Here is a 14,392-nt window from a genome sequence, read left to right as displayed (position 1 = left end):
TCATGGTCAGGCACTTTCGCCTCCCCACGTCATGCCCGGCCTTGTGCCGGGCATCCACGCCTTGCTGAGCGCGATACAGCAAAAGGCGTGGATGGCCGGGACAAGCCCGGCCATGACGGAGTACGTGGCGAATGGAGCGATCAAAAAGCCGCTGGCGGCTCAGCTCCAATATCTATCGCGCTGCAGCGCGCCTATCGCTTGGGCACTTTGCTGATCTCCTAATCAGCCCGGTCAAGCGCTCGCTACCCACGGCCTCACAACGACTACCAACGTGTGGCTTTCGCAATTTGTTGTGACTGTCGCGGCTACCGGCATGAAGGTATGTTCAGCGTCATGCAATATGAGGGATGACATGGCCGCGTTCGCACTCAAGATCAACGGCACCACGCACACCGTCGATGTCGACCCGGACACGCCGCTGCTATGGGCGATCCGTGACGGCGCCGGCCTCATGGGCACCAAATACGGCTGCGGCGTCGCACAATGCGGGGCCTGCACCGTTTATGTGGCCGGTCAGCCGGTGCGGTCGTGCTCGCTGCCGGTGTCGGCGATCGGTAACGACGAGGTCACGACCATTGAAGGCCTCGGCAGCAAGGAAGCCGCCGCGGTGCAGAAGGCCTGGGTGGCGCTCGACGTGCCGCAATGCGGCTACTGCCAGTCCGGCCAGGTGATGAGCGCCACGGCGCTGCTGGCGGCTAATCCGAAGCCCACCGACCAGGATATCGATTTGGCGATGACCGGCAACATCTGCCGCTGCGCCACCTACGTCCGGATCCGCGCCGCGATCCATCAGGCTGCCAAGTCGCTGGAGGGCTGAGCGCATGACCATGCATGATACGAAGCTGACGCGCCGCTCGCTGCTGAAGGCCGGCGCCGGGCTGGTGATCGCCACCTATGTGGCGCGCGGCGGCAAGGCGTTCGCGCAGGCTCCGGCCGCCGACGCCGTCAACATCGCGCCCAACACCTTCCTGATCATCGGTACCGACGACACCGTCACCGTTCTGGTGAAAGGCATCGAGTTCGGCCAGGGTCCGTTCACCGGCATGGCAACGCTGGTCGCCGAAGAACTCGACGCCGACTGGTCGCAGATGCGTGCCGACCACGCGCCGTCCAATCCGGCGCTGTACAAGAACCTCGCTTTCGGCGTGCAGGGCACCGGCGGCTCGACGCAGATGGCCAACTCCTACATGCAGATGCGCCAGGTCGGAGCCGCCGCGCGCGAGATGCTGATCGGCGCGGCCGCCGACGCCTGGAAGGTACCGGCCTCGGAGGTCAGCATCGACAAGGGCGTGATCAGCCACGCCTCCGGCAAGCGCGGCCGGTTTGGCGAGTTCGCCCAGGCGGCGATGCAGCGTCCGGCGCCAAGCGCGCCGAAGCTGAAGGACCCGTCGCAATTCAAGCTGATCGGCAAGGAAGGCGCGGTGAAGCGGCTCGACAGCGCCGTGAAGTCGAACGGCACGGCGGTGTTCACGATGGACCTGCACGAGCCGGATATGCTGACGGTGCTGATCGCGCGCTCGCCGAAATTCGGCGGCACCGTGAAGTCGTTCGACGCCAGCAAGGCCAAGGCGGTCGCCGGCGTGGTCGACGTCAAGCAGGTGCCGACCGGCGTCGCCGTCTATGCCAAGGGCTTCTGGCCCGCCAAGACCGCGCGCGAGCTTCTGCAGATCGAGTGGGACGACAGCAAGGCCGAGACCCGCGGCACCACCGAACTGCTCAATGAGTTCCGCGCACTGGCGAAGTCGCCCGGCAAGACGGTGACGCAGCACGGCGACGTCGACGGCAGTTTTGCCAAAGGCGGGCAGGTGATCGAGGCGGAGTACGTGTTCCCGTATCTCGCCCATGCCGCCATGGAGCCGCTCAACAGCTTCATCAAATGGGACGGCGACACCGCCTACGCCAAATACGGCTGCCAGTTCCCGACGCCGGACCACGCCGCGATCTCCAAGGTGCTCGGCCTCGGCATGGACAAGGTGAAGATCGACACGATCTTCGCCGGCGGCAGCTTCGGCCGCCGCGCGCAGCAGACGACGCATCAGGCGATCGAACTCGCAGAAGTTGCCAAGGCGATCGGGCCGGGCAAGCCGCTGAAGCTGGTGTGGACGCGCGAGGACGACATGCGCGGCGGTTACTACCGGCCGTTCGGCGTGCACCGGATGCGCGGGGTGGTCCGCGACGGCAAGATCGAGGGCTGGACCGACACCATCGTCGGGCAGTCCATCATGAAGGGCTCGCCGTTCGAGGCGATGACCTTCAAGGACGGCATGGACGCCACCGCCTATGAGGGCTCCAACGAGCCACCCTACGAGATCGCCAATTTCCGCTGCGACCTGCACCAGGTTGATGTCGGCGTGCCGGTGTTGTGGTGGCGCTCGGTCGGCCACACCCACACCGGCTATGCGGTCGAGGCGTTTATCGACGAACTGCTGACCGCGGCCGGGCAGGATCCCGTCGAGGGCCGGCTGGCGCTGATGGGCGACCGCAAGCCGCGCCATGCCGGCGTGCTGAAGGCCGTCGCCGAACTGTCGAACTGGAAGGGCGCCAAGCCGGAAGCCGGCCGCGCCCGCGGCGTCGCGGTGGTGGAGAGCTTCAACACCTTCGTGGCCCAGGTGGTCGAGCTGTCGATGAGCCCCGAAGGGCCGGTGGTGCACAAAGTGTGGTGCGCGGTCGACTGCGGCGTCCCGGTCAATCCGGACATCATCCGGGCCCAGATGGAAGGCGGCATCGGCTTCGCGCTGGGCCACATCCTCTACGCCGAGCAGAAGCTGGAGCAGGGTGCGCCGGTGTCGGGCAATTTCGACACCTACCGCTCGCTGCGCATCAACGAGATGCCGCAGATCGAGGTCACCATCATCCCCTCGACCGAAAAGCCGACCGGCGTCGGCGAGCCGGGCGTGCCACCGCTCGGGCCGGCCGTCGCCAACGCGATGGCCAAGCTCGGGCTGCCGCGACCGCGGCAATTGCCGATCGTGCCGGGAGCCACCGCATGAGCCGGCTCCGCCCCATTGCGCTCGCCGGCCTGGCCGGTATCCTCGCCGCCGGCGCCCTGGCGGTCGTCGGGCCCGTGCTGCAAGGCGAAGCCGACGCCGCCGATCCGCCGGTTGCCGGCAAGGCCACGCTGCGGCCGGTGTCGGACTTCGCCAGGATCGGCGACAAGGACGCCCGTGCGGTGGCGCTGTTCGAGGAGGCCGGCAAGGTCATCACCTCGCCGCGTTGCATGAACTGCCATCCGGCCGGCGACCGCCCGACCCAGACCAACACCATGCGGCCGCACGAGCCGCTGGTCGTGCGCGGGCCCGCAGGCCATGGCCCGGCCGGCGGCATGACCTGCGCGACCTGCCACCACGCCGCGAACTTCGATCCGGCCGGCGTACCCGGTCACCCGAAGTGGGGTCTCGCGCCAATCGAGATGGCCTGGCAGGGCAAGACGCTGGGTCAGATCTGCACCCAGATCAAAGACCGAACCCGCAACGGCGACATGGACATGGCCAAGCTGGTTCATCATATGGCTGAAGATGATCTGGTGGGCTGGGGCTGGCATCCCGGTGCGGGCAGGACTCCGGCTCCCGGGACTCAGAAGGAGTTTGGGGAGTTGATCAAGGCCTGGGTCGACGCGGGAGCCGCTTGCCCGAAGGGGTGAGGACGGCCTGAAGAAGAGCTTTTTCGCCTTGGTGGCGGAAAGCGCCGACCCGGAAGGCAGCGTCGACGCGGTATGCGGCGGGGGCCCAGCATAATTCGTGCCGGGGAACCAAAAACAGCTTGGCAAGCCGGAAAAGACTCGTTAAACAATGCCTTCCGGGCGTGCTGGCCGTGGCTGGCGCGCTCGTGCGCGTATTCCGATCACCGGTATCGATAGGAGCCCAGTCCTTCAAGTCGTCCGTTCATGGATCGCTCGAAGGGCCGGATCACTGTCGTTGCTGAGGAGTGCGGGCAGGGATTGGAGATGCCGCGCCGGTTTGCCGGACGGCTTCAACGATCCTGGTCCTGTCCAAGACTGCAGGTGCCGACGTCGAAATCTTCGTGTTTCGTCCGACGCTTAATCGAATGACCTGCATAGACGGGTGAAAACCGAATTTTGTGCCCTGCCGATCGGTGGGGCGCGGAGTGGGTTCGAACCTCGACACCCCGCGCGGGCGTTGGCTTCGGCTGGCGTCAGAGCGGGAGGGCAGGCTGTAAGATTCGTTTTGCCCCGGGGTGTCTGAAGGCTGCGTGTCTTGAGATGGTTTGGGGCAGGGCGAAGGGTGCAACCCGGCGGTCCTGCTTGCAGAGGCCGTCAACCGGAAAGAGCTTGCTGTGGAAAGAGCGGCAAAGAAAGAGGCGGTCGAATCGCTGAACGGTCTGTTCCAGACCACCAGCGTTGCGGTCGTCGCTCATTATTCCGGCCTCACCGTGGCCCAAATGCAGAAGCTGCGTCAGCAGATGAAGCAGGCGGGTGCGTCGGTGAAGGTCTCGAAGAACCGTCTCGCCAAAATTGCTCTTGAAGGCACCGACGTCGTTGCCATCGGCTCCCTGCTGAAGGGGCCGACCGTGATCGCGACTTCCGACGATCCGGTGGCGGCGCCGAAGATTGCCGTCGAATTTGCCAAGGCGAACGAGAAGTTCGTCATTCTCGGCGGTTCGATGGGCAAGACTGTCCTGAACGTCGACGGTGTGAAGGCTCTGGCCTCGCTGCCGTCGCTCGACGAACTGCGTGGCAAGCTGGTCGGCCTTCTGGTCGCGCCGGCTACCAAGATCGCGCAGCTGTCGACTGCTCCCGCGGCCAAGGTCGCGCGGGTGGTTCAGGCCTATGCCTCCAAAAGCGAAGCGGCCTGACGCTTCCATCTCATTCAACCCTGGTTCGAACTGATACCCGTAAGGAACTGATTCAATGGCTGATCTGCAGAAAATCGTCGACGACCTGTCGAGCCTCACCGTGCTCGAAGCCGCCGAACTCGCGAAGCTTCTCGAAGAGAAGTGGGGCGTTTCGGCCGCCGCCGCCGTGGCGGTTGCCGCTGCGCCGGGCGCTGGTGGCGCCGGTGCCGCCGCTGCCGAAGAGAAGACCGAGTTCTCGGTCGTGCTCGCGTCGGCTGGCGACAAGAAGATCGAAGTGATCAAGGAAGTCCGCGCGATCACCGGTCTCGGCCTCAAGGAAGCCAAGGACCTCGTCGAAGGCGCTCCGAAGCCGGTCAAGGAAGGCGTTGCCAAGGACGAAGCCGAGAAGATCAAGGCCCAGCTCGAGAAGGCTGGCGCCAAGGTCGAACTCAAGTAACCGCAGGTTACTTGAGTTCGATCCCGGGCGAGCGAAGCGAGACCCGGGGATCTGCCCAGGACGTGGATGGCCGGGTCAAGCCCGGCCATGACGTCGGAGGGCGGCGACACGATCAGGCGGTTGGGGCCGGTTCGCCGGCCCCGTTCGCGACGGTAGGGGTGGAGGATCCGCTGCTCCTGAAAGGCCGTCACAGGAATGTGTGGGGATGAGCAGGGGGTGCCCCTCGAATCTTCATATTGCCGTCCCATATCGGTTCGGCAGCACGAAAGCGCAGGCGCGATGGATATGGTAACATTCCGCGCAGCCTCTAGGAGAATCAGCAATTTCGGGCTTTTTCGGTCTGTGACGAAATGGGTTTTGACGGGCGGGTGCGCTGGCGCCCCGCACGTCGTTTTGCGTTCGGGATTTATGTTGCGCGGATTTAGGACTTAGTTCCTGACATTCAGCTTCTGAATTTCGGATGTGCGGTAATTCAACCCGGGGGCGGTGCAGATCGCGCCTCGGAAGGTTCGCCCCGCCGGGCGACGACATGAGAGGCCACGATGGCGCAGCAGACGTTCACCGGTCGCAAACGCGTTCGCAAGTTCTTCGGTCACATTCGGGAAGTCGCCGAGATGCCGAACCTCATCGAGGTTCAGAAGGCGTCTTACGACCAGTTCCTGATGGTCGCGGAGCCTCCGGGCGGTCGTGAAGATGAGGGCCTGCAAGCGGTCTTCCGGTCGGTGTTTCCGATTTCGGACTTCTCTAACGCCTCGATGCTGGAATTCGTTCGCTACGAATTCGAGCCGCCGAAGTACGATGTCGACGAGTGCCGCCAGCGCGGCATGACCTATGCTGCGCCGCTGAAGGTGACGCTGCGCCTCATCGTGTTCGATATCGACGAGGAAACCGGCGCCCGTTCGGTCAAGGACATCAAGGAGCAGGACGTCTACATGGGCGATATCCCGCTCATGACGATGAACGGCACCTTCGTGGTCAACGGCACCGAGCGCGTCATCGTCTCGCAGATGCACCGGTCGCCGGGTGTGTTCTTCGATCACGACAAGGGCAAGACCCATTCGTCGGGCAAGCTGCTGTTCGCTGCCCGCGTCATTCCGTATCGCGGGTCCTGGCTCGACATCGAGTTCGACGCCAAGGACATCGTGTTCGCGCGTATCGACCGTCGCCGCAAGATTCCGGTGACGTCGCTGATGTTCGCCCTCGGCCTCGACGGCGAGGAGATCCTCAGCACCTTCTACAAGAAGATCATCTACAAGCGCACCAAGGACGGCTGGCGCGTGCCGTTCGACGCCTCGCGCTTCCGCGGCTATTCGACCGTCAACGACCTGATCGACGCCGACACCGGCAACGTCGTGCTCGAGGCCGGCAAGAAGCTGACCGTCCGTGCTGCGCGCCAGCTGCAGGAAAAGGGCCTCAAGGCGCTGCGTCTGTCGGACGAGGAACTGGTCGGCAACTATCTGGCCGAGGATCTGGTCAACCCGAAGACCGGTGAAATCTACGCCGAAGCCGGCGAGGAGATCACCGAGAAGTTGCTGAAGGCGTTGAACGAGCAGGGCTACAAGGAGCTGCCGCTGCTCGACATCGACCATGTCAATGTCGGTCCGTACATCCGCAACACGCTGGCGGCCGACAAGAACATGACGCGCGAGGACGCGCTGTTCGACATCTACCGGGTGATGCGCCCGGGCGAGCCGCCGACGCTCGAGTCCGCGCAGAATATGTTCCAGTCGCTGTTCTTCGACAGCGAGCGCTACGACCTGTCCGCGGTCGGCCGCGTCAAGATGAACATGCGCCTCGACCTCGATGCGCCCGATACCCATCGCACGCTGCGCAAGGAAGACATCCTGGCGGTGATCCAGACCCTGGTCGGTCTGCGCGACGGCAAGGGCGAGATCGACGACATCGACCATCTCGGCAACCGCCGGGTGCGTTCGGTCGGCGAACTGATGGAAAATCAGTATCGCATCGGCCTGCTGCGCATGGAGCGTGCCATCAAGGAGCGGATGTCGTCGGTCGATATCGACACGGTGATGCCGCAGGACCTGATCAACGCCAAGCCGGCGGCTGCCGCGGTGCGCGAGTTCTTCGGTAGCTCGCAGCTGTCGCAGTTCATGGACCAGACCAACCCGCTGTCGGAGATCACCCACAAGCGCCGTCTGTCGGCGCTTGGCCCGGGCGGTCTGACCCGCGAGCGCGCCGGCTTCGAAGTCCGCGACGTGCATCCGACCCACTACGGCCGGATCTGCCCGATCGAGACGCCGGAAGGTCCGAACATCGGCCTGATCAACTCGCTCGCGACCTTCGCGCGCGTGAACAAATACGGCTTCGTCGAGACTCCGTACCGCAAGGTCAAGGAAGGCCGCGTCACCGACGAGGTTGTCTACCTGTCGGCGATGGAGGAGGGCCGCTACGCGGTCGCTCAGGCCAACGTGTCGCTCGACGCCAAGGGCAAGTTCACCGACGATCTGGTGGTCTGCCGTGCCGGCGGCACGCGCGACGTCGTTCCGTTGCCGGCCGATCAGGTCGACTACATGGACGTGTCGCCGAAGCAGCTGGTTTCGGTCGCCGCGGCGCTGATCCCGTTCCTCGAGAACGACGACGCCAACCGCGCGCTGATGGGCTCGAACATGCAGCGCCAGGCGGTGCCGCTGGTTCGCGCCGAGGCGCCGTTCGTCGGCACCGGCATGGAAGGCGTGGTCGCCCGTGACTCGGGCGCGGCGATCGCCGCGCGCCGCACCGGCGTGATCGACCAGATCGACGCGACCCGTATCGTCATCCGCGCCACCGAAGATCTCGATCCGACCAAGTCGGGCGTCGATATCTACCGGCTGATGAAGTACCAGCGCTCCAACCAGTCGACCTGCATCAACCAGCGTCCGCTGGTGAAGGTGGGCGACAAGGTTGCCAAGGGCGACATCATCGCGGACGGTCCGTCGACCGACCTCGGTGAGCTCGCGCTCGGCCGCAACGTGCTGGTCGCGTTCATGCCGTGGAACGGCTACAACTTCGAAGACTCGATCCTGCTCTCCGAGCGGATCGTGAAGGAAGACGTCTTCACCTCGATCCACATCGAGGAATTCGAAGTGATGGCCCGCGACACCAAGCTGGGTCCGGAGGAAATCACGCGCGACATTCCGAACGTGTCGGAAGAAGCGCTGAAGAATCTCGACGAAGCCGGCATCGTCTACATCGGCGCGGAAGTCCGCGCCGGCGACATCCTGGTCGGCAAGATCACGCCGAAGGGCGAGAGCCCGATGACGCCGGAAGAGAAGCTGCTGCGCGCCATCTTCGGCGAAAAGGCTTCGGACGTTCGCGACACCTCGCTGCGGGTGCCGCCGGGCGTGCAGGGCACCATCGTCGAAGTCCGCGTGTTCAACCGGCACGGCGTCGACAAGGACGAGCGTGCGCTGGCGATCGAGCGGGAAGAGATCGAACGTCTGGCCAAGGACCGCGACGACGAGCAGGCGATTCTCGACCGTAACGTCTACGGCCGTCTTGCCGACCTGCTCGACGGCCGCCAGGCCGTGGCCGGCCCGAAGGGCTTCAAGAAGGACACCAAGATCACCCGCGCGGTGCTCGAGGAGTATCCGAAGTCGCAGTGGTGGCTGTTCGCTGCGCCGAACGACAAGCTGATGGCCGAGATCGAGGCCATGCGGAAGCAGTACGACGAGTCGAAGAAGGGCCTCGAGCAGCGCTTCCTCGACAAGGTCGAGAAGCTGCAGCGCGGCGACGAACTTCCGCCCGGCGTGATGAAGATGGTCAAGGTCTTCGTCGCGGTGAAGCGCAAGATCCAGCCGGGCGACAAGATGGCCGGCCGCCACGGCAACAAGGGCGTCGTTTCCAAGATCGTGCCGATCGAGGACATGCCGTTCCTGGAGGACGGCACTCACGCCGATATCGTGCTGAACCCGCTCGGCGTGCCGAGCCGCATGAACGTCGGTCAGATCCTCGAGACGCATCTCGGCTGGGCGTGCGCCGGTCTCGGCAAGCGCATCGGCGAGGCCATCGACTCGTACTATCAGCGCGAGGACCTCAAGCCGCTGCGCGAGACGCTCCGCAAGATCTACGGCGACGACGAGACCATCAAGTCGCTGGACGAGAAGGAGTTGCTCGAACTCGGCCGCAACCTCAGCCACGGCGTGCCGATCGCGACGCCGGTGTTCGACGGCGCCAAGGAAGCCGACATCGAGGAGATGCTGAAGCTCGCGGGCTTCGATGCCTCGGGTCAGTCGACCGTGTACGACGGCCGCACCGGCGATCAGTTCGATCGTCGCGTCACCGTCGGCTACATCTACATGCTGAAGCTGCATCACCTCGTGGACGACAAGATCCACGCCCGGTCGATCGGTCCGTACTCGCTCGTCACCCAGCAGCCGCTGGGCGGTAAGGCGCAGTTCGGCGGCCAGCGCTTCGGCGAAATGGAGGTGTGGGCGCTCGAAGCCTACGGCGCGGCCTACACGCTGCAGGAAATGCTGACGGTGAAGTCGGACGACGTCGCCGGCCGCACCAAGGTGTACGAGGCGATCGTGCGCGGCGACGACACGTTCGAGGCCGGTATCCCGGAATCGTTCAACGTGCTGGTCAAGGAAATGCGCTCGCTCGGCCTCAACGTCGACCTGCACAACTCCAAGTTGGGCGTTCCGCCGCCAGCCGAGGCGGCCGAGTAAGCGCAGTCACCTGCGCCTGTCATGGCCGGGCTCGTCCCGGCCATCCACGCCTTCGCCGCTTGCTGGCTTGAAGGCGCGGATGCCCGGGAGGCCCGGGCGTGACGAACTGACATTCTGATTCTGACGGTCGCTCCGCGGCCAAGGAGAACGGCATGAACCAAGAAATTATGAATCTGTTCAATCCGACGACGCCGGCTCAGGTCTTCGACCAGATCCGGATCTCGATTGCGTCGCCGGAGAAGATTCTGTCGTGGTCCTACGGCGAGATCAAGAAGCCGGAGACCATCAACTACCGCACCTTCAAGCCGGAGCGCGACGGCCTGTTCTGCGCCCGCATCTTCGGGCCGATCAAGGACTACGAGTGCTTGTGCGGCAAGTACAAGCGGATGAAGTACAAGGGCATCATCTGCGAGAAGTGCTCGGTCGAAGTCACGCTCAGCCGCGTCCGTCGCGAGCGCATGGGCCACATCGAGCTGGCCGCGCCGGTCGCCCACATCTGGTTCCTGAAGTCCTTGCCGTCGCGTATCGGGCAGCTGCTCGACATGACGCTGAAGGACCTCGAGCGGATTCTGTACTTCGAATACTACGTCGTGCTGGAGCCGGGTCTGACCTCGCTCAAGGAGCGTCAACTGCTGTCGGAGGAAGAGTACCTCCGCGCGCAGGACGAATTCGGCCAGGACAGCTTCACCGCCATGATCGGCGCCGAGGCGATCCGTGAATTGCTCAAGGGCCTCGATCTCGAAAAGATCGATGCGCAGCTGCGCGTCGAGATGGCCGAGACCGACTCGGACATCAAGCACAAGAAGCTCGCCAAGCGTCTGAAGATCGTCGAAGCGTTCCGCTACTCGGGCAACAAGCCGGAGTGGATGATCCTGACCGTGGTGCCGGTGATCCCGCCGGACCTGCGGCCGCTGGTGCCGCTCGACGGCGGCCGGTTCGCGACCTCCGACCTCAACGACCTCTATCGCCGCGTCATCAACCGGAACAACCGGTTGAAGCGCCTGATGGAGCTGCGTGCGCCGGACATCATCATCCGCAACGAAAAGCGCATGCTGCAGGAAGCTGTTGACGCGCTGTTCGACAACGGCCGCCGCGGCCGCGTCATCACCGGCGCCAACAAGCGCCCGCTGAAGTCGCTCGCCGACATGCTCAAGGGCAAGCAGGGCCGGTTCCGTCAGAACCTGCTCGGCAAGCGCGTCGACTATTCGGGCCGTTCGGTGATCGTGGTCGGTCCCGAACTCAAGCTGCATCAGTGCGGCCTGCCGAAGAAGATGGCGCTCGAGCTGTTCAAGCCGTTCATCTATTCGCGGCTCGACGCCAAGGGTCTGTCGACCACCGTCAAGCAGGCCAAGAAGCTGGTCGAGAAGGAGCGGCCGGAGGTTTGGGACATCCTCGACGAGGTGATCCGCGAACATCCGGTGCTGCTGAACCGCGCGCCGACGCTGCATCGTCTCGGCATTCAGGCGTTCGAGCCGGTGCTGATCGAGGGCAAGGCGATCCAGCTGCACCCGCTGGTCTGCGCCGCGTTCAATGCCGACTTCGACGGCGACCAGATGGCCGTGCACGTCCCGCTGTCGCTCGAAGCGCAGCTGGAAGCGCGCGTCCTGATGATGTCGACCAACAACATCCTGCATCCGGCGAACGGCCAGCCGATCATCGTGCCGTCGCAGGACATCGTGCTCGGCCTGTACTACCTGTCGATCATGCGGGAAGGCCTGCCGGGCGAGGGCAAGGTGTTTGGTGATCTGGCCGAGATGGAGCACGCGCTGTTCTCCAAGGTCATCCACCTGCACACCAAGATCAAGTACCGCTGGGAATCCCTCGACGATGAGGGCAAGCCCTATATGCGGCTGATCGAAACCACCGCGGGCCGCATCCTGCTCGGTCAGGTGCTGCCGAAGTCGGTGAAGCTGCCGTTCGAGGTCATCAACAAGCTGATGACCAAGCGCGAGATCTCCGGCGTGATCGATCAGGTCTATCGTCACTGCGGTCAGAAGGAGACGGTGATCTTCTGCGACCGCATCATGGCGCTGGGCTTCTTCAACGCGTTCAAGGCGGGCATTTCGTTCGGCAAGGACGACATGGTCGTGCCGGGCTCGAAGTGGAAGATCGTCGACACCACCCGCACGCTGACGAAGGATTTCGAGCAGCAGTACAACGACGGTCTGATCACCCATGGCGAGAAGTACAACAAGGTGGTCGACGCATGGTCGAAGGCCTCCGAGGAAATCGCCAAGGAGATGATGAAGGAGATCTCCGCGATCCGAAAGAACGCAGACGGCGCCGACAACCAGGTCAACTCGATCTACATGATGGCCCATTCCGGTGCGCGTGGTTCGCCGGCGCAGATGCGTCAGCTCGCCGGTATGCGCGGCCTGATGGCCAAGCCGTCGGGTGAGATCATCGAGACGCCGATTATCTCGAACTTCAAGGAAGGCCTCTCGGTTCTCGAGTACTTCAACTCGACCCACGGCGCCCGTAAGGGTCTCGCGGACACCGCGCTGAAGACCGCGAACTCCGGTTACCTGACCCGCCGTCTGGTCGACGTGGCGCAGGACTGCATCATCACCCAGGATGATTGCGGCACCTCGCTCGGCATCAAGATGCGCGCGATCGTCGACGCCGGCACCGTGGTGGCCTCGCTCGGCTCGCGTATTCTCGGCCGCACCGCGGGCGAGGACGTGCGCGATCCGAACACCAACGAGGTGATCATCCCGCGCGGCAAGCTCATGGAAGAGCGTGACGTCGAGGCGGTCCAGCAGGCCGGCGTGCAGGAAGTGAAGATCCGCTCGGCGCTGACCTGCGAGCTGGTCAACGGCATCTGCGGCAGCTGCTACGGGCGCGATCTCGCCCGCGGTACGCCGGTCAACCACGGCGAGGCGGTCGGTGTCATCGCCGCGCAGTCGATCGGTGAACCGGGCACGCAGCTGACGATGCGTACCTTCCACATCGGCGGTGCGGCGCAGATCAACGAGCAGTCGGTGATCGAGTCGAACTTCGAGGGTAAGGTCGTCATCAAGAACAAGGCGATCGCGCGGAACGGCGAAAACCACAACGTTGCGATGGTCCGCAACATGGTTGTGGCGATCGTCGATCCGGACGGCACCGAGCGTGCGACCCATCGCATCCAATATGGCGCGCGCATGCACGTCGACGAGGGCGATACGGTCAAGCGCGGCCAGCGCATCGCCGAGTGGGATCCGTACACCCGTCCGATCCTGACCGAGGTCGAGGGCACGATCGATTTCGAGGATCTGGTCGAAGATCAGTCGATCTCGGAAACGCTCGACGAGTCGACCGGTATTGCCAAGCGTATCGTGATCGACTGGCGCTCGACCCGCGGTGGTGCGGATCTGCGTCCGGCGATCGTGGTGAAGGGCAAGGACGGCAAGGTGCTGAAGCTGGCCCGCGGCGGCGACGCCCGGTACATGCTGTCGGTCGACGCCATTCTGTCGGTCGATATCGGCGCCCAGGTGAAGCCCGGCGACATCCTGGCGCGTATCTCGACCGAGAGCGCCAAGACCCGCGACATCACCGGCGGTCTGCCGCGGGTGGCGGAACTGTTCGAGGCCCGCAAGCCGAAGGACGCCGCCATCATCGCGGAAATCGCCGGCACCATCCGGTTCGGCCGCGACTACAAGAACAAGCGTCGGATCTCGATCGAACCGATGGACAAGGAAGAAGAGGCGCGCGAGTACCTGATCCCGAAGGGCAAGCACATCCACCTTCAGGACGGCGACATCGTCGAAAAGGGCGACTTCATCGTCGAAGGCAACCCGGCGCCGCACGACATCCTGGCGATCAAGGGCATCGAAGAACTCGCTGCCTATCTGGTCAACGAAATCCAGGAGGTCTACCGACTGCAGGGCGTGTTGATCAACGACAAGCACATCGAGGTGATCGTTCGCCAGATGCTGCAGAAGGTCGAGATCACCGACCAGGGCGAGACCGACATGATCTCGGGCGAACAGATCGACAAGATCGAGTTCGACGCGATCAACGCCAAGGCGAAGGAAGAGGGCAAGAAGATTGCCACCGGCAATCCCGTGCTGCTCGGCATCACCAAGGCCTCGCTGCAGACCCGGTCGTTCTTCTCGGCGGCATCGTTCCAGGAGACCACCCGCGTGCTCACCGAAGCCGCCGTCAACGGCAAGGTGGACCCGCTGGAAGGCCTCAAGGAAAACGTCATCGTCGGCCGCCTGATCCCGGCCGGCACCGGCGCCTCGATGGCCAAGATCCGCGAAGTCGCGCTCAAGCGCGACCGGCTGATCATGGACGAACGCGAGAAGCAGGCGGCCATCGTCCCGGCCGCCGCCCCGGAAGCCGAACCACTGCAACTGCCGCCGGCGGAGTAACCGCCGCAGCAGCGACCTGACTAACGAAGAGCCGGCGCGCGATCAGCACGCCGGCTCTTCGCGTTTTCGGCCGCTCCGATCAGAGCCTGCAGGGAGTCCTTTGTCATGGCCTGGCTTGTCCG

The 14,392-nt window shown here is 64.3% G+C and carries 7 protein-coding genes; all 7 read left to right on the top strand.

What is annotated here, in order from left to right:
* The first annotated feature begins 352 nt into the window (after nt 1-352).
* The 7 genes from D4Q52_RS15125 (at nt 353) to rpoC (ending at nt 14,270) form a co-directional block, all read left to right on the top strand.
* The gene (locus D4Q52_RS15125) at nt 353-817 is read left to right on the top strand and encodes a (2Fe-2S)-binding protein (RefSeq protein ID WP_119857397.1); all 465 of its coding nucleotides are present in this window, start codon (nt 353-355) and stop codon (nt 815-817) included.
* 4 nt (nt 818-821) lie between these two features.
* The gene (locus D4Q52_RS15120) at nt 822-2,990 is read left to right on the top strand and encodes a xanthine dehydrogenase family protein molybdopterin-binding subunit (protein WP_119857396.1); all 2,169 of its coding nucleotides are present in this window, start codon (nt 822-824) and stop codon (nt 2,988-2,990) included.
* Entirely contained in the window at nt 2,987-3,640 is a 654-nt protein-coding gene (locus D4Q52_RS15115; protein WP_119857395.1) for an Isoquinoline 1-oxidoreductase subunit, read from the top strand. Before D4Q52_RS15120 ends, D4Q52_RS15115 begins: the two co-directional genes overlap by 4 nt.
* Before the next feature lie 653 nt (nt 3,641-4,293).
* On the top strand, nt 4,294-4,812 hold the full coding sequence (gene rplJ, locus D4Q52_RS15110; protein ID WP_119857416.1) for a 50S ribosomal protein L10: 519 nt from the start codon (nt 4,294-4,296) through the stop codon (nt 4,810-4,812).
* 55 nt (nt 4,813-4,867) lie between these two features.
* On the top strand, nt 4,868-5,248 hold the full coding sequence (gene rplL / locus D4Q52_RS15105; RefSeq protein ID WP_119857394.1) for a 50S ribosomal protein L7/L12: 381 nt from the start codon (nt 4,868-4,870) through the stop codon (nt 5,246-5,248).
* 542 nt (nt 5,249-5,790) lie between these two features.
* Nucleotides 5,791-9,915 (top strand): DNA-directed RNA polymerase subunit beta, encoded by a 4,125-nt coding sequence (rpoB, locus tag D4Q52_RS15100; protein ID WP_119857393.1) that lies wholly within the window; start codon nt 5,791-5,793, stop codon nt 9,913-9,915.
* Between the two features lie 152 nt (nt 9,916-10,067).
* On the top strand, nt 10,068-14,270 hold the full coding sequence (rpoC, locus tag D4Q52_RS15095; protein WP_119857392.1) for a DNA-directed RNA polymerase subunit beta': 4,203 nt from the start codon (nt 10,068-10,070) through the stop codon (nt 14,268-14,270).
* The last annotated feature ends 122 nt before the right edge of the window (nt 14,271-14,392 follow it).

Source organism: Rhodopseudomonas palustris (assembly GCF_003591005.1).
Classification (GTDB): Bacteria; Pseudomonadota; Alphaproteobacteria; order Rhizobiales; family Xanthobacteraceae; genus Rhodopseudomonas; species Rhodopseudomonas palustris_K.
This window is presented reverse-complemented; position numbering and strand designations above follow the sequence as displayed.